Annotated in this window: 16 protein-coding genes and 1 pseudogene; 10 read left to right on the forward strand and 7 right to left on the reverse strand. The window is 62.2% G+C overall.

Features of this window, described 5'->3' with window-relative positions; all coding sequences use genetic code 11:
- Positions 1-13 precede the first annotated feature (13 nt).
- Positions 14-1,117 carry a cyclic nucleotide-binding domain-containing protein gene (locus BM275_RS04990; protein WP_090519668.1) on the forward strand — a complete coding sequence of 368 codons (1,104 nt, stop codon included), beginning with the start codon at positions 14-16 and terminating at the stop codon, positions 1,115-1,117.
- Between the two features lie 26 nt (positions 1,118-1,143).
- On the opposite strand, the gene BM275_RS04995 is transcribed toward BM275_RS04990, so the two are convergent.
- Positions 1,144-2,538: an MATE family efflux transporter gene (locus tag BM275_RS04995; RefSeq protein WP_090519671.1), complete on the reverse strand. Its 1,395-nt coding sequence runs from the start codon at positions 2,536-2,538 to the stop codon at positions 1,144-1,146.
- Positions 2,539-2,659: 121 nt separating this feature from the next.
- Between BM275_RS04995 and pdxB the strand changes: the two genes are divergently transcribed.
- The 8 genes and pseudogenes from pdxB (at position 2,660) to BM275_RS05035 (ending at position 10,479) form a co-directional block, all read left to right on the forward strand.
- Positions 2,660-3,805: a 4-phosphoerythronate dehydrogenase PdxB gene (gene pdxB / locus BM275_RS05000; RefSeq protein ID WP_090519673.1), complete on the forward strand. Its 1,146-nt coding sequence runs from the start codon at positions 2,660-2,662 to the stop codon at positions 3,803-3,805.
- 89 nt (positions 3,806-3,894) lie between these two features.
- A complete protein-coding gene (gene dnaX / locus BM275_RS05005; protein WP_090519676.1) occupies positions 3,895-5,907 on the forward strand; it encodes a DNA polymerase III subunit gamma/tau in 2,013 nt (670 codons plus the stop codon).
- Between the two features lie 17 nt (positions 5,908-5,924).
- The gene (locus BM275_RS05010; RefSeq protein WP_003294866.1) at positions 5,925-6,251 is read left to right on the forward strand and encodes a YbaB/EbfC family nucleoid-associated protein; all 327 of its coding nucleotides are present in this window, start codon (positions 5,925-5,927) and stop codon (positions 6,249-6,251) included.
- Positions 6,252-6,413: 162 nt separating this feature from the next.
- On the forward strand, positions 6,414-7,013 hold the full coding sequence (gene recR, locus BM275_RS05015; RefSeq protein ID WP_014820524.1) for a recombination mediator RecR: 600 nt from the start codon (positions 6,414-6,416) through the stop codon (positions 7,011-7,013).
- Between the two features lie 145 nt (positions 7,014-7,158).
- Positions 7,159-8,146, forward strand: a pseudogene (locus BM275_RS05020) (ABC transporter substrate-binding protein).
- 102 nt (positions 8,147-8,248) lie between these two features.
- Positions 8,249-8,995 (forward strand): ABC transporter ATP-binding protein, encoded by a 747-nt coding sequence (locus BM275_RS05025; protein WP_090519678.1) that lies wholly within the window; start codon positions 8,249-8,251, stop codon positions 8,993-8,995.
- Positions 8,992-9,765, forward strand: a complete 774-nt coding sequence (locus tag BM275_RS05030; protein ID WP_014820521.1) for an ABC transporter permease — start codon at positions 8,992-8,994, stop codon at positions 9,763-9,765. Before BM275_RS05025 ends, BM275_RS05030 begins: the two co-directional genes overlap by 4 nt.
- Before the next feature lie 9 nt (positions 9,766-9,774).
- Entirely contained in the window at positions 9,775-10,479 is a 705-nt protein-coding gene (locus BM275_RS05035; protein WP_090519680.1) for a type 2 periplasmic-binding domain-containing protein, read from the forward strand.
- 28 nt (positions 10,480-10,507) lie between these two features.
- Here BM275_RS05035 and BM275_RS05040 read toward each other — a convergent pair whose 3' ends face one another.
- The 4 genes from BM275_RS05040 to hemN all read right to left on the reverse strand — a co-directional run bounded on the left by BM275_RS05040 (position 10,508) and on the right by hemN (position 13,962).
- Complete coding sequence (locus BM275_RS05040) at positions 10,508-11,122, reverse strand: SCO family protein (RefSeq protein WP_272890988.1); 615 nt, start codon at positions 11,120-11,122, stop codon at positions 10,508-10,510.
- A gap of 35 nt (positions 11,123-11,157) precedes the next feature.
- Positions 11,158-11,706, reverse strand: coding sequence for an adenine phosphoribosyltransferase (locus tag BM275_RS05045; RefSeq protein WP_014820518.1), 549 nt, complete (start codon positions 11,704-11,706; stop codon positions 11,158-11,160).
- A gap of 27 nt (positions 11,707-11,733) precedes the next feature.
- Complete coding sequence (gene fnr / locus BM275_RS05050; RefSeq protein WP_014820517.1) at positions 11,734-12,468, reverse strand: fumarate/nitrate reduction transcriptional regulator Fnr; 735 nt, start codon at positions 12,466-12,468, stop codon at positions 11,734-11,736.
- 117 nt (positions 12,469-12,585) lie between these two features.
- Positions 12,586-13,962: an oxygen-independent coproporphyrinogen III oxidase gene (gene hemN, locus BM275_RS05055; protein ID WP_045665513.1), complete on the reverse strand. Its 1,377-nt coding sequence runs from the start codon at positions 13,960-13,962 to the stop codon at positions 12,586-12,588.
- A gap of 206 nt (positions 13,963-14,168) precedes the next feature.
- On the opposite strand from hemN, the gene nadE reads away from it, so the two are divergent.
- Positions 14,169-14,996: an ammonia-dependent NAD(+) synthetase gene (gene nadE / locus BM275_RS05060; RefSeq protein WP_045665512.1), complete on the forward strand. Its 828-nt coding sequence runs from the start codon at positions 14,169-14,171 to the stop codon at positions 14,994-14,996.
- Between the two features lie 18 nt (positions 14,997-15,014).
- Here the strand turns inward: nadE and BM275_RS05065 are convergent, their stop codons facing one another.
- Entirely contained in the window at positions 15,015-15,731 is a 717-nt protein-coding gene (locus BM275_RS05065) for a sulfite exporter TauE/SafE family protein (RefSeq protein ID WP_090519684.1), read from the reverse strand.
- A complete protein-coding gene (gene ccoS, locus BM275_RS05070; RefSeq protein WP_045665510.1) occupies positions 15,724-15,936 on the reverse strand; it encodes a cbb3-type cytochrome oxidase assembly protein CcoS in 213 nt (70 codons plus the stop codon). The genes BM275_RS05065 and ccoS overlap by 8 nt, the downstream gene beginning before the upstream one ends.
- Positions 15,937-15,955 lie beyond the last annotated feature (19 nt).

Raw genomic sequence — 15,955 nt, forward strand, 5'->3', positions numbered from 1 at the left:
TGGATTTTGTCGGATGAATAAACCGCTGCACCCCGATCAGCTGCGTAATCTGGTCCCGCTCAATGGCTTGTCGCCACGCCAGTTGTGGGAGCTTCGCGTGCGCATAGTGCCGCTCGTGCTTGCGCCTGGGCAGTTGCTCGACCTTGGTGATGAGCTGAGTTCGAAACGTCATTACCTGATGTCGGGCAGCCTGCTGTTGACCGATCACGACGGGCAGCAAACGCGGCTGGTGGCGGGCACATCGGCTGCTCTATACAGCCTTGCTGCGGGCCGCCTGGTGGAGGCGAGGGCGCTGGATGACTGCCAGCTGCTGACGGTGGACAGCGCGGAGTTGGAGCGGCTGCTGTCCTGGCGCCAAGCCCTGCAAGATGTGCTGCTGCAGCTGTCGATGGAGGGCGAGGACGGGGAGTGGCTGGAGCGCCTGCTGGAGAGTCCGCTGTTCGCCCAGGTTCCACCGGCAAATATTCGCAGCATGCTCAGCCGCCTCGTTGAGATCGAGGTATCCGCCGGGCAAACCCTGCTACGCGAAGGGGAAGCCGGCGATTGCTGCTATTTCCTCAAGAGCGGCGGCGCCCAGGTCCTGAAGGCTGCCGGCAGCGGCGAGCAGCTGTTGGCCGAGCTGGAACCCGGAGCCTGTTTCGGTGAAGAGGCGCTGCTCGAGGAGCGACCGCGTAATGCCAGTGTCGCGATGGTCGAGGACGGTCGGGTGCTTCGCCTGGCGCGGGCGGACTTTCTCGAGCTGCTCAAGGCACCGGTGGTTGGCGAAGTCGATCTGGATGGCGTGGGTGATCTGCTGGCGTGCGGTGCGCAGTGGCTGGATGTGCGTCTGCTTGATGATTACGAGCAGGGCCATGCCATGCAGGCGCTGCACATGCCGCTGCACCTGCTGCGTTTGAAAACCCGTCTGCTGGACCCGCAGCGGCCCTACCTTTGCTATTGCGAAAGCGGCAAGCGCAGCGCCAACGCGGTGTTCCTACTGACGCAGCTCGGCTTCACCGCCTATGCGCTGCGTGGTGGACTCGACGCACTTGGTACCGAGGACCGCGCTGCACTGCTTTGGGAGTGTGGCACGGGTTACCTGGCGCGCTCCGACGGCCGAATCGACCGCAGCCTATGATCCGCACCGCCCCATCCCGACCTTTGTCAGACGGCCGCCCTGCGAAGCGCAGTGTGCCGACGAATCTCGCGTCGGGCGCTGCGGGCCAGGCGCACGCTGAGCAACAGAGCTGCGCAGCTCAGGCCGGCGATCAGGCCTTGCCATAGACCGGCAGGCCCACTGGCGGCGCCGAGGTGGTCGGTCAGGCCGAGCAGATAGCCCAACGGCAAACCGATCCCCCAGTAGGCGAAGAGGGTGTAGACCATCGTCATGCGGGTGTCCTGATAGCCGCGCAACGCGCCAGCAGCCGTGACCTGAACCACATCGGAGAACTGGAACAGCGCGGCGTAGAGGAACAGGCTGGCAGCGACGGCGACCACGGCCGGATCCGGGGTATAGATTCGCGCGATCTGCTCGCTGAACAGCAGCATGGCGCTGGCGGAAAAGCAGGCATATACCAGGGCGGCGCCGATCCCGACGCCGGCGACAAAGCGAGCGTCGCGTGGAGCGTTGCGGCCCAGCTCCTGACCAATACGCACGGTCACCGCCATACCCAGCGACAGTGGAATCATGAAGATCAGCGACGTAAAGTTCAGTGCGATCTGGTGACCGGCGACGACCGTTGCCCCGAGGGCGCCGATCAGTAGGGCGATCACCGAGAAGATGCTGGCCTCGGCAAACACCGCGACCCCGATTGGTACGCCGACCGAAAGCAGATGACGCAGCATCGGCCAGCGTGGCCATTCGAAGTGGGAAAACAGCTGACTGGCCTGATAGGACGGTGCGCGCTTAACCCAGAGGCTCATCGCCACCAGCATGAACAGCATCACCAATGCCGTGGAAACGCCGCAACCGACGCCGCCCATCGCCGGCACGCCGAACTTGCCGTAGATGAACACGTAGTTCAGCGGAATGTTCAGTAGCAGGCCGAGGATGCCGATCACCATGCTTGGCCGCGGATGGCCCAGTCCGTCGCTGAAGCAGCGCAGCACCTGATACAGCGCGACCGCCGGGAAGCCGCAGGCGACGGCGCGCAGGTAAGCCATGGTCGGATCGACCAGCGCTTGATCGACGCTCAGCAGATGCAGGACGGGCTCCGCGTTCCACATCAATGATGCACTGAGCACACCGATGCCGCCGCCCATCCACAACGCCTGGCGAACCAGCGGGCCGATTTCGCCATGCCGCCCTGCGCCGAAGCGCTGTGCGACGTTCGGCGTGGTCGCCAGGGTGATTCCGCAGACGAGCAGATAGACCGGCACCCAGATCGAGTTGCCTAGCGCGACGGCGGCCAGGTCCTGCGGGCTTACGCGTCCGGCCATAACGGTATCGACGAAACCCATCGCCGTGCTGGCCAGCTGGGCGATCATCATGGGTAGGGCAAGGGCAAAGAGGGTGCGCAATTCGAGGCGGACCCGTCTGAGTCTGAGCTCAGTGGGCATTACTGGGCGTTCCGGTTGTATACAAGAAGCGCGCTAGTCTACGCCGCGTGGCTACGCTCAGGAAGGCGGCAAAGCAGTGGCAAGCCGTCTAGAATGTGCTCCCCCTCACCGGAGCCGTGCAATGCATATCCTCGCCGATGAAAACATTCCGCTGGTCGATGAGTTCTTTGCCGGTTTCGGCGAGATTCGCCGCATGCCCGGCCGCAGCATCAATCGAGCCGCGCTGGAGAATGTCGACGTGCTGCTGGTTCGCTCGGTGACGCGGGTCGACCGCGAGATGCTGGAAGGCAGCGCAGTGCGATTCGTCGGGACCTGCACGATAGGCACCGATCATCTGGATCTGGATTATTTCGAGCAGGCCGGCATCGAGTGGGCCAGCGCACCGGGGTGCAACGCGCGGGGCGTGGTCGACTATGTGCTGGGCAGCTTGCTCGCGCTGTCGGAGGTGCGCGGTGAAGCGCTGGCCCGGCGACGTTTCGGCGTGGTCGGTGCCGGTGAGGTGGGCGGGCGGCTGCTCGAAGTGCTGCGCGGACTTGGCTGGGACGTGCGCGTCTGCGATCCTTCGCGGCAGGTCCGCGAGGCAGGCGATTTCGTCTCGCTAGATGAGATCCTCGCGGAGTGCGATGTGATCAGCCTGCACACGCCGCTGACCCTGGGGGGCGACTGGCCGACCTTTCACCTGTTCGATCAGGCGCGACTGTCGAGGTTGCGACCCGGTACCTGGCTGATCAATGCCAGTCGGGGTGCCGTGGTGGACAATGCCGCGCTGCGCGATCTGCTATTGCAGCGGCCGGACCTGGAAGCCGTGCTGGATGTCTGGGAAGGCGAGCCTCAGGTCGACGTCGCACTGGCCGGCTTGTGCCATATCGCTACGCCGCACATCGCCGGGTACAGCCTGGACGGCAAGCTGCGCGGTACGGCGCAGATATACGCGGCGCTTTGCGCGGCGCGTGGTGTCGAGCCGGCTATCGAACTGGCGCAGCTGATGCCCGGCCCGGCACTCACCGAGCTGGCGTTTGCATCCTCCGCAGAGCCCGACGAGATGCTGGCCACACTGTGCCGGGCGGTCTACGATCCGCGTCGCGACGATGCTGACTTCCGCCGCAGCCTGCTTGGCGATGAGGCGCAGCGTCGGGCCGGGTTCGATCTGCTGCGCAAACAGTATCCGCCGAGGCGCGAGATCGATGGCCTCAAGGTGCGGATCGGCAGGCACAACCCGGTGCTGGCTACGATAGTCGAGGCGCTTGGTGCGCGATTGCTGGGCTAGCCGGCGGTTCGAGTGCAGCCCGGATGCAATTTCCATCCTGCTCCGCTAGCATTACCCGTCCTCTGCCTTGTCCCCCCCGCGATGGTGTTATGAGTTATCAGGTTCTTGCACGAAAATGGCGTCCGCGCTCGTTCCGCGAAATGGTCGGCCAGACGCATGTGCTCAAGGCCCTGATCAACGCGCTGGACAACCAGCGCCTGCACCACGCGTACCTGTTCACCGGCACGCGAGGCGTGGGCAAGACGACCATTGCGCGGATCATCGCCAAGTGCCTGAACTGTGAAACCGGGGTCAGCTCGACGCCCTGCGGTGTGTGTTCGGTATGCCGGGAAATCGACGAGGGGCGCTTCGTCGACCTGATCGAGGTGGACGCCGCGAGCCGTACCAAGGTCGAAGACACCCGCGAACTGCTGGACAACGTGCAGTACGCGCCGAGCCGCGGGCGCTACAAGGTTTACCTGATCGACGAAGTGCACATGCTCTCGTCGCACTCATTCAATGCGCTGCTCAAGACCCTCGAGGAGCCACCGCCCCACGTCAAGTTCCTGCTGGCGACCACCGATCCGCAAAAGCTGCCGGTCACCATCCTCTCGCGCTGCCTGCAGTTCTCCCTGAAGAACATGCCGCCCGAGCGAGTGGTCGAGCACCTCACTCATGTGTTGGGCGTCGAGAACGTTCCCTTCGAAGACGATGCGTTGTGGCTCCTGGGGCGTGCCGCCGATGGCTCGATGCGCGATGCGATGAGCCTGACCGATCAGGCGATCGCCTTCGGTGAAGGCAAGGTGCTGGCCGCTGATGTGCGCGCCATGCTCGGCACCCTCGATCATGGTCAGGTCTATGGTGTGCTGCAGGCATTGCTTGAAGGCGATGCCAGAGCGTTGCTCGAGGCCGTTCGCCACTTGGCGGAGCAGGGGCCGGACTGGGCTGGCGTGCTGGCCGAAATCCTCAACGTGCTGCACCGCGTCGCCATCGCCCAGGCGCTGCCTGAGGCGGTAGACAACGGCCAGGGCGATCGTGATCGCGTGCTGGCCCTGGCTCAGGCGCTACCGGCCGAAGATGTGCAGTTCTACTATCAGATGGGATTGATCGGCCGGCGCGATCTGCCGCTGGTGCCTGATCCTCGCAGCGGTTTCGAAATGGTGCTGCTGCGCATGCTGGCATTTCGTCCTGCAGGCAGTGATGGCGCACCGCGAACACCGCTAAAGACACTGGGAATCAGCCCGGCCACAGCTGATTCCAAGCCCGCAGCGGTGGCCGATTCCGCTCCCGCTGGCGTGTCGTCCACTCCATCCGCTGCGATTGCCGTAGCAGCTGTGCCAGAGCCCGCTCCCGTTGCGCCGGCCGTTACCATGCCAGTGAACGTGCCGGCTCCCACGCCCTCGGCAGTGACCCCGGTCGCCACTCATGTGGTGGAAGCGCCGCAGGCCGCGCCTGTCATCGATGTGCCGTGGAATGAGCCGCCTGACGTACCGCCCGTCGCGGTCGAGGCTGATGCCGTTTTACCCGAACCTGTGCCGGTGGACGGCGCTGCCGATCACGTGGCGTCCGTGGTACAGGTCGAAGAGCCGGATGATGACGAACCGCCGCTGACGGACGAGGACTACTTCGAGGTCGAGAACCAGGCTGAGGCCTATCTGGACGAACTGGAACACTCAAGGGATGAGCCGGAGCCCGTCGAGCCACTGCCTTCGGTAGAGCCTGCGACCGGGTTGGCTGCCGAGTGGCTGGAGCTGTATCTCAAACTCGGCTTGTCCGGTCTTACCGGCAGCATTGCCGCCAACTGTACGTTGATTGCCGTGGAAGGCGACCGTTGGCTGATGCATCTCGATCCTGCGCAGAGCGCACTATTCAACCCCACGCAACAGCGACGACTCAACGACGCCCTGAATCAATACCACGGGCGTACGCTACAGCTCGAGATCGTGCTGCAGAAGCCGGAGCAGGAAACGCCTGCGCAGGCCGCTCAGCGTCGCCGTGCCGAGCGGCAGCGTGCCGCGGAACAGTCGATTCACGCAGATCCCCTGGTCCGGCAGCTCATGCAGCAGTTCGCCGCTGTGATCCGCGAAGGCACCATCGAACCCGTAGAACACTCCGAAACCTGATTAATTGAGGGATTCCCATGATGAAAGGTGGCATGGCCGGCCTGATGAAGCAGGCGCAGCAGATGCAGGAAAAAATGCAGAAGATGCAGGAGGAACTGGCGAACGCCGAGGTGACGGGCCAGTCAGGCGCCGGGCTGGTCAGCGTGGTGATGAACGGTCGCCATGACGTCAAGCGCGTCAGCCTCGACGACAGCCTGATGCAGGAAGACAAGGAAATCCTGGAAGACCTGATCGCTGCCGCCGTCAATGACGCGGTACGCAAGATCGAGCAGAACAGCCAGGACAAGATGGCCGGCATGACCGCCGGCATGCAGCTTCCGCCAGGCTTCAAGATGCCTTTCTAACTCGAACGGCCAATCGGCGCGCATGGGCGCGCCACTCGAGGCGGGGCATCGTCATTTACGCGCAGTAGACTCCGATGTCCCGCTTTCTTGCCTCTGGTCCGGCAAACCGCCTGCCTGAACCCCTGGCACTGTGCTGCCCCTTTGCATAGCGACGCTTAATTTATGAGCTTCAGTCCCCTGATCCGCCAACTCATCGACGCCCTGCGCATTCTTCCCGGCGTGGGCCAGAAAACTGCACAGCGCATGGCGTTGCAGCTACTGGAGCGGGATCGCAGCGGCGGCTTACGCCTGGCGCAAGCGCTGAGCAAAGCGATGGAAGGGGTCGGCTACTGCCGGCAGTGTCGTACCCTTACCGAAGACGACCTGTGCCCGCAATGCGCCGACCCGCGACGCGACGATTCGCTGCTCTGCGTGGTGCAGAGCCCGGTGGACGTTTTCGCCGTCGAGCAGACGGGCTTTCGCGGGCGCTACTTCGTGCTCAAGGGGCATCTGTCGCCGCTCGATGGTTTGGGCCCTGAAGCGATCGGCATTCCCGAGCTTCTGGCGCGTGTTGCAGATGGTGCGTTCACTGAAGTCATTCTCGCGACAAACCCGACGGTGGAAGGTGAGGCAACGGCGCATTACATCGCGCAGATGCTGATTCCAAAGGGGCTGACCATCAGTCGAATCGCTCACGGCGTTCCACTGGGCGGCGAGCTGGACCTGGTCGACGGCGGAACCCTGGCCCACGCACTGGCCGGCCGCAAGACAATCCGCCTATAACCCGAAGTACTGACGATATGCCACCTCGGTAGTGCAGTTTTCTGGGTGATTCAGGTAAAGTTCTAAGCCATCAACGTTAGATAACTAAAACGAATATAGTCCTTCGTTCTGGTTATATGTGCTGGCTATCCGAATCGAGGTCGAAATGAAAGCAAAGCATTGGCTGGTTCCAGCTCTGCTGCTGCTGAGCGCGTTTGCTCAGGCGCAGGAGAAGTTCAAAGTTGGCTACATCCGTGTGATGGACGATGCCCAGGCCATGGTTGCACACGAGGCCGGTCTGTATAAGAAGCATGGCCTTGACGTCGAGCTGATCGAGTTCAGTTCCGGTACCGACCTGATCAAGGCGATCGTCGGCGGGCAGTTGGATACCGGCGTCCTCGGCTTTACCAATGCGGTGGCCTGGGCCTCCAAAGGTGCTGACCTCAAGGTGGTCGGTGGTGCTCAGCAGGGCTACCACTCCATCGTGGCGCTTGAGGGTTCGGGTATCGAGAAGGTTGCCGACCTGAAGGGCAAGATCCTCGCTTCGCAGAAAGAGGGGAGCACCGCTGATGCAGTGCTGCGTGGCGTGACCTTGAAGAATGCCGAACTCAAGCCGAGCGACGTCAACATCATGGGTGTCAGCCCGGCCGTTGCGGTGCAGTCGCTGGTGTCCGGGCGTGTCGATGCGGCGTTCCTGTTCGAGCCGTATGATCGCATCGCGCAGCTGGTTGCCCCGGTTCAGCAGGTCTACGAGATCGGTGAAGTGTGGCCATTCCCGTGCATGGTGGTGATCACCTCCGGCGATACCCTGGCCAAGCGCAAGGATGCCGTCTGGAAGTCGCTGGACGCCCAGCGCGATGCCATCGAAATGCTCGACAAGCAGCCTGCCGAGGCAGCCAAGCTGATCGCCGACTACTTCATCGCCGAGCCGACTGAAGACGCTCAAGCGTGGTGAGCTCGCTCGCGAGGTTGTCATTGAGGAGGCGATCGGAACCCAGACCTTCAGCGCCAAGCTTGGCAAGGACGATCTGGCGCGCATCCAGGAGCTGGCGGACATTCTGCAGGAGCTCGGTTCGCTGAAGACCCGCGATGGCAAGCCGTTCGACACCAGTGCCATCGTCGATCTGTCCTGGCAGGAAGCTCGCGAACTCTGATCGCTTGACTCTGGTTTGAAACTACACGGGTCCGGCCTTTGTGCCGGGCCGTTTGCATCGCCCGCATTGCCGGGCAATTTCGTTTCTGGATTTGCGGATTTTATGCAACTCAGGTTTGAAGAAGTAGACAAGCGCTTCGGGCAGCTCGAAGTCATCAAGGGCTTCAGTGGTGAGTTCGCCCAGGGTGAACTGGTGGCTCTGGTTGGACCTTCGGGGTGCGGCAAGTCGACCCTGCTGCATCTGGTTGCCGGGCTGGAGAAGCCCAGCGCGGGCCGCGTGCTTGCTGACGAAAAACCGATCACCGAGCCGAGCCCTCGACGTACGCTGGTGTTCCAGGAGCATGCCCTCTATCCCTGGCTCAGCCTGCAGGGCAACGTTGCCATGGCGCTGGAACTGCAGGGCGTGGCCAAGGCCAGCGCATTCGAACAGGCGCAGGCTTGGCTCGAGCGGGTCGGCCTCAATGGATTCGAGCATTACTACCCGCATCAGGTATCCGGCGGCATGCGCCAACGCACGGCCCTTGCCCGCGCATTCATCGCCAAACCCGAGGTGCTGTTGCTGGACGAGCCGTTTGGCGCCCTTGATGCCCTGACCCGAATGGCATTGCAGGACGTGTTGCGTGAACTGATCGAGGAGCATCAGCCGACGGTGCTGTTGGTCACCCATGATGTCGATGAGGCCCTTTACCTGGCCGATCACGTTCTGGTGTTCAGCGCGCGGCCGACTCGCGTGCTGAAAACCTTCAACTTCACCCATTGCGAGAAGAGCCACGACCTGTCCGACTTCACTGTCGAGCGTAAGGAAATTCTCAGTCTGCTGGGTATCAAGACGGAGGTAGCGCATCCATGAGTCAGGCTCGCCGTCTTACTGGCCCAAAGAAGTACCTTGCGGTCGTTCTGGCCATCCTGTTCATTCTTCTGATCTGGCAGGCCGCAGCATGGAGTTTGCCGGCCTTTCTGATGCCAGGTATCCCGACCGTCTTCGAGCGTCTGTTCAGCACTATCCAGGAGCCGGAGTTCCGCGAAGGGCTTTACGGCAGTATGAGTCGCCTCGGCAGCGGCTACAGTTTTGCGCTGCTGTTCGGGATCGGTTTTGGCTTGGTGGGCGGGGTGCTGTTCTTCTTCCGCGAGATCCTGCGCTCGGCCATCGTCATTCTGCAGTCGATTCCGTCGATCGCCTGGGTGCCGCTGTTTCTGATCGTGATGGGTTTCGGCAATCTGCCGATCATCGTGGTGGTCGCCCTGGCCGCTTTCTTCCCGATGGCGCTGTCGGTGATGAATGCCACCGAGAGCGTGCAGCCGGTGCACGTCGCTGCGGCGCGGGTCATGGGTGCCTCGCGCTGGCAGCTGCTGCGCCGCGTTTATCTGCCCGCCGTGATGCCAGAGCTGATCACCGGCGCGCAGCTTGCCTTCGGTAACGCCTGGCGTGCACTGATCTCCGCCGAAATGCTGATTGGTTTCGGCCAGGGGCTCGGGCGTTCGCTCGCGTACTCGGGCGAGATTGCTGACATGGTTGGCGTGATGATGAACATTCTGGTCATCGCCATTCTCGCCACGCTGATCGATCAGGTTGTACTAGAGAAGTTCAAGCAGCGGATGCTTCGCTATCAGTACGTCTGAGGCCATTGCATGTCTGTTCCCTCGCGCATTGCCATATGGCTCGTCCTGTTGATGCCGGTCGCGTCGATGGCCGAGTCGTTGCGGGTGCAACTGCCCGAACGCCGGGTGCTGTCCAGCAGCGAAACGGAGAGTTTCGAGTCGGCGCTGATCGAACAATTGGCTGAAGCGCTTGGGCGTTCCGGGTCTTCCGTGGTCAGCGCAGATAACGCTGAAGTGCGCCTGGTCGCAGGCGATCGGGTCGGCCCGGCCACTTACTATCATGCTGTGCCTGCCGCGCTAAGCGCGACGGAAGGTGAGTTGCTTGCCTGGTCCGATCTTCAGGGGCAGACGGTTTGCGTCAATCACGCGAGTCCATATGGAGCGTTGCTGAGCGAGCGCTTCGCGGCGGTGCCTCGGGAATATCCGAGCGCGGCGCATGCGCTGATCGGACTCAAGCTTGGTGAGTGCGCTGCGGTTGTCGAAGATGATGTGCTGCTGACGGAGATCGCCACCTTGCCCGAGTGGCGGCGCTACAAGCACCTGTTACCGTCGCTTTTCGATGCCGGGTGGCAGCTAAGCCTGACGGTCGCCGATGACGCTAACCTGCAGCAGCAGATCAACGCGCTCTTGGCGCAATGGTCAGCAGAAGGGCGGTTGGCGGGGCTGACCCAGCAATGGGTCGATGAGGTGGCGTTTCAGGCATACGTGCTGGCCGATACCCTGGACTGCCACTGATTCGGTAATGCGACTTCGATGGCCAGTTTCAGCGTACGTTCTCGAGTATCTGCGGCAGCATCCGCTGCAAGCCCTCCAGTTTCAGCGGCGCACGAATATGCCCGCGCAGGCTGCCATCCGGTGCGACCAAAGCCAGATTTCCGCTGTGACTGACACTGTAGTCGCCTTCTGTTTCGCGCGCCGGAACGAAAGGGAGGCCCAGTGCCCTGGATAGCCTTAGCAGTTGCTCCATGTCGCCGGTCAAGCCGCTGAAGCCGGCGCGGTAGTAGCTCAGGTAGGCCTTGAGTTGTTCCGGCGTATCGCGCGCGGGATCGGCGCTGACCAATACCACCTGCAACTGCTCGCGAGTCTCGGGCGGTAGCTGGCTGAGCAGCCGACGCATGTCGCTCAGCGTGGTCGGGCAGATGTCGGGGCAGGCGGTAAAGCCGAAGAACAGGATGTGCCAGCGCCCCTGCAGCGACGAAGTACTGAAAGGCTGGCCGTCCTGGTCGATCAGCTCAAACTGGGAAATGGGTCGTTCACGCGGCAGCAGCAGGATATTCGCCTGGTCCAGCAGTGCATCGCGATCGAGTGCGAACCCGGGAGGAGTACAGGCCAGAACTAGGATAAGCAGGCTGCGCCTTAACGTTATTAACACGGGCAGATCCTTTACCTAGCAGCGGCGCGGAGAATTCGCCGTCAGCGGTCGCTTAGGGCGAAGGCAGTCAGAGTGAACGTGGGAATGCCGATATCCTGAAGTTTCTGCGATCCGCCCAGTTCGGGCAAATCGATGATGGCAGCCGCCTCATGAATGCTCGCGCGCATGCGTCGCACAAGCTGTGCGGCGGCTAGCAGCGTGCCGCCGGTCGCAATCAGGTCATCGAACAACAGCACCGAATCGCCCTCGCAAAGGCTGTCGGCGTGAATCTCCAGATGCGCTTCGCCATATTCGGTGCTGTAGGCCTGCGACAGCACGTCGGCCGGCAGCTTGCCCTGCTTGCGAAACAGCACCAGAGGTTTGTTCAGCTCATAGGCGAGAATCGAGCCGACCAGGAACCCTCGTGCATCAAGCGCGCCGATATGTGTGAAGTCGGCCTCCACATAGCGCTGAATGAAGCTGTCAGCCACCATGCGTAGCGCCTTTGGCGACTGGAATAGCGGGGTGATGTCGCGAAACACCACACCCGGGCGGGGAAAGTCCTGCACCGGGCGGATCAGGGTCTTGATGCTGAACTCGTCGAAGATCATCGGATCTGCTACTCCAAACGCGCTGACTCAGACATCCATTGCGCCGCCGGCTAGGGCGCACAGTCCGATGGAATCCAGAATGCGTACTTCCTTGCCCTCGGCCTCGAGTAAGCCGCTCTGCTGAAAACGGGTGAATACACGGGAAACGGTCTCGACCGCCAGGCCCAGGTAATTGCCGATCTCGTTGCGCGACATCGGCAGGCGGAACTGATTGGCCGAGAAGCCGCGTGCGCTGAAGCGTGCAGAAAGGTTGATGAGAAAGGTCGCGATGCGCTCATCGGCGGTCTTTTTTGACAGCAACAGCATCATCTGCTGATCATCGCGGATTTCGCGGCTCATGATGCGCATGAGCTGGCGACGCAGCTGCGGCAGCAGGACGCTTAATTCGTCGAGTCGTTCGAAGGGAATCTCGCAAACCGAGGTGGTTTCCAATGCCTGCGCGGTGACTGGATAGCTTTCGGTATCCATGCCGGAAAGACCGACCAGCTCGCTGGGCAGGTGGAAGCCGGTGATCTGCTCCTCGCCGCCATCGGTAACGCTGAACGTCCGCAACGCGCCGGAGCGTACGGCGAATACGGAACTGAACACGTCGCCCTGGCGGAACAGGGTTTCGCCTTTCTTCAGGGGGCGGCCGCGTTTGACGATGTCGTCCAAAGCGTCCATGTCCTGCATGTTCAGCGACAGGGGCAGGCACAGCCCGGACAGGCTGCAATCCTTGCAATGAGCTTGCCGCTGCGCACGGACCTTGATCGATTCGGACATAGAGGGCTTCCTGGAAACCTAGTTATAGCGCGCAAGGTTAACTCAGGACGTCGGCGATGGCCAATCGGCTCAAGGGTCGCAGGCAATGATTTGGACGATAGTCTGAGGCGCTCTAGATCAGGCGCGACTGGCCTGGCTGACCTGCTCGGGGAGATAGTGGTCGAAGAGCATGCATATCGAGCGAACCAGTAGCCGGCCAGCAGGCTGAATCAGCAGATGGCTCTCGGTGATCTCGATCATCCCGTCAGCGGCCATCTGCTCGAGCATCGGCCAGGCTTCGGCGAAGTACTGTCTGAACTCGATGTCATGCTCGCTCTCGATTTTCGTGAAGCTCAGCTCGAAATCGCAGATCAGAGACTGGATGACGGTGCGGCGGATATGGTCGTCCTGTTTGCAGCGTAAGCCTCTGGCGGTGGCTAGCTGATGCTGATCCAGCTGATATTGGTATTGTTCGATGTCGCTGGTGTTCTGGCAGTAGAGATCACCGATCTGGCTGATGGCCGAAACGCCGAGGCCCACCAGATCACAATGGCCATGGGTGGTGTAGCCCTGGAAGTTGCGCTGCAGGCTGCCATCTTCTTGCGCCATGGCCAGTTCATCGTCCGGCAGGGCGAAGTGGTCCACGCCTATGTAGCGGTATCCCGCGTCGGTGAGCAAATGAATGCTCCGCTCCAGCATGGCCAGCTTTTCGGCGGGGGGCGGCAGGTCGTTGGCGTTGATACGGCGCTGCGGCGCGTATTGCTCAGGCAGATGAGCATAGTTGAACAGCGAGAGCCGGTCCGGCTGCAGGTCAATGATCGCCTCAACGGTTCTGGCGAAGCGTGCTGGCGTCTGCAGCGGCAGGCCGTATATCAGATCGATGCTCAGCGAGTGGTACTGCAGCGTGCGGGCCGCCTCGATGATGGTGCGTGTTTGCTCCAGGGTCTGCATGCGATTGATGGCGCGCTGGACGTCCGGGTCCAGATCCTGCACGCCGATGCTGATGCGGTTGAAACCTAGTTCGCGGAGCAGGCCGATGGTTGGCCAATCCGCTTCCCGGGGGTCGATCTCGATACTGAAGTCGCCATGATCATCGTCCTGCAGGTTGAAGTGCTGGCGCAGATGGCCCATCAGCCGACGCAGTTGATCATGGCTGAGAAAGGTAGGTGTGCCGCCGCCAAAGTGCAGCTGCTCGACCACCTGGTCCTTGCCCAGGTGGCAGGTGATTAGCTCGATTTCTTTCTCGAGGCGTTCCAGATAGGGCTGTGCGCGTGTCCGGTCGTTGGTCACCACTTTGTTGCGACCGCAGTAGTAGCACGCGTTGGCGCAGAATGGCAGATGGACGTACAGCGACAGCGGGCGTGACGCCTGGCGGCTGCCGCGCAATGCGTGCAGCAGGTCGAACGAGCCGACCTTTTCATTGAACTGGGCCGCGGTCGGGTACGACGTATAGCGCGGGCCGGCCTGATCGTAGCGACGGATCAGGTCGGAATCCCAGCGAATGGAGTCGAGCATGTGGCGTTCCCGGTCATGACGGCGGTCGCTGGATTCTAGGGGCAGGGCATTGCGGCGGACTTGACCTGTATCAAACTTGATCCGACCCTAGCGCGCTGGGCCAGATCAGCGCCGACATCCGGAAGGATCGCGCTGATTGGCGGTCAGATGATCACGTCAGCGTCTTATGCTTCAGCAGCGCCTTCATATCGCCAGAGGAGAGATTCATGCACAGCCGCCAGCAGGAAATCGCAACCGCGCTCAACGTCTGCGCACCATTTACCGGGCCGGAGTCGGTACAGGCCGAGATTGATCGTCGGGTGAGCTTCATCCAGACCTGCTTGCGCGAGTCGGGCCTGAAGACCTTGGTGCTCGGGATCAGTGGTGGCGTCGATTCGACCACGGCGGGTCTGCTGGCCCAGCGGGCGGTCGCCGGCATGCGCGAAGCAGGGGAAGGCGACGACTATCGCTTCATCGCCGTGCGCCTGCCTTATCAGGTGCAGCATGACGAGCATGAAGCGCAGCTGGCGGTGGATTCGATCAAGCCCGACGAGTGCCACACCGTGAACATCGGCACCGCGGTGCTGGGCCTGGCTGCCGCCACGCAGGCGCTTGATCCTTTGAGCCCGGCGCAGCGTGATTTCGTGCTGGGCAATACCAAGGCGCGGATGCGCATGGTGGCTCAGTACACGATCGCCAACGCGCGCCAGGGCCTGGTCATCGGTACCGACCATGCGGCAGAGGCGGTGATGGGCTTCTTCACCAAGTTCGGTGATGGCGCGTGCGACCTGACGCCACTGGCGGGTCTGGTGAAGGACCAGGTTCGGCAGATAGCCGCGGCATTGGGCGCTCCCGATCAATTGGTGCACAAGGTGCCAACCGCGGATCTCGAAGAGTTGTCACCTGGCAAGCCCGATGAGGCAGCTCATGGTGTCAGCTACCGCAACATCGATGATTTTCTGCAGGGTAAGCCGGTACCGGACGAGGCGGCCCGGATCATCATCGATACCTACGACAAGACTGCTCACAAGCGCCAGTTGCCCAAGGAGCCATGAGCGCTCGCAAGCCTTCCGCTAGTGCGCGTGTGTCTCGTGAGATGGCGCTGAGCCATGCCCCATCAGCCACTGCTGATGAGGGCCTGGCAGCGTCCAGATACCGAACAGAATCACCATTACCCCGCCGACGACGCGCACGCCACGCTTGCGCAGCAACGTTGTCAATCGCTCGGCAGCAAGGCCGGTGGCAAGCAACACCGGCCAGGTGCCGATGCCGAACGCCAGCATCAGCAAAGCGCTATCCAGTGCATCGCCCTGGCTGGCTGACCACAACAGGGTGCTGTAGACCAGGCCGCACGGTAGCCAGCCCCACAGCGCCCCCAGTATCAGGGCGCGTGGAATGCTCGTTACCGGCATGAATTTGCTAGCGATAGGCTGGATATGACGCCAGAGTCCGCGTCCTAGCGACTCGATGCGTGTCAGCCCGCTCCACCAGCCGGCGAGGTACAGGCCCATGGTGATCAGCAGAAGTGCGGCTACGACTCGTAACGCCATGGCCGCTGGACTGTTGGCAACGGCCAAGCCCGCCAGGCCGATCAGGAATCCGGCAACGGCATAGCTTGATACGCGTCCGAGGTTGTAGGCGACCAGGAGGCGCAGGCGCCTGCCGCGCTGATCCGGTGGAATGGCCATGGTCAGTGCACCCATCAGGCCGCCGCACATGCCGAGGCAATGGCCGCCACCCAGTAGTCCCAAGACCAGTGCTGACAGCAGCAGGGGCAGCAGTTCAGTCACCTTTGCGTTGCTCCGGCTGATCTTCCGAGGATTCCACTGCATCGGCTGCGGAAGGCTTCTGCGGCTCGTCGTCGTCGAACAGGATGCTGTGCGCCGGTCCGTCGAGATCGTCGAACTGCCCGCTGTCCACCGCCCAGAAGAACACCCAGATTGCGACGGCCACCAGGACCACGGCAACAGGGATGAGGATGTACAGAGCGGCCATTAGGACCTCCAGGATCCGA

The sequence above is a fragment of the Stutzerimonas kunmingensis genome (assembly GCF_900114065.1).
Taxonomy (GTDB): Bacteria; Pseudomonadota; Gammaproteobacteria; order Pseudomonadales; family Pseudomonadaceae; genus Stutzerimonas; species Stutzerimonas kunmingensis.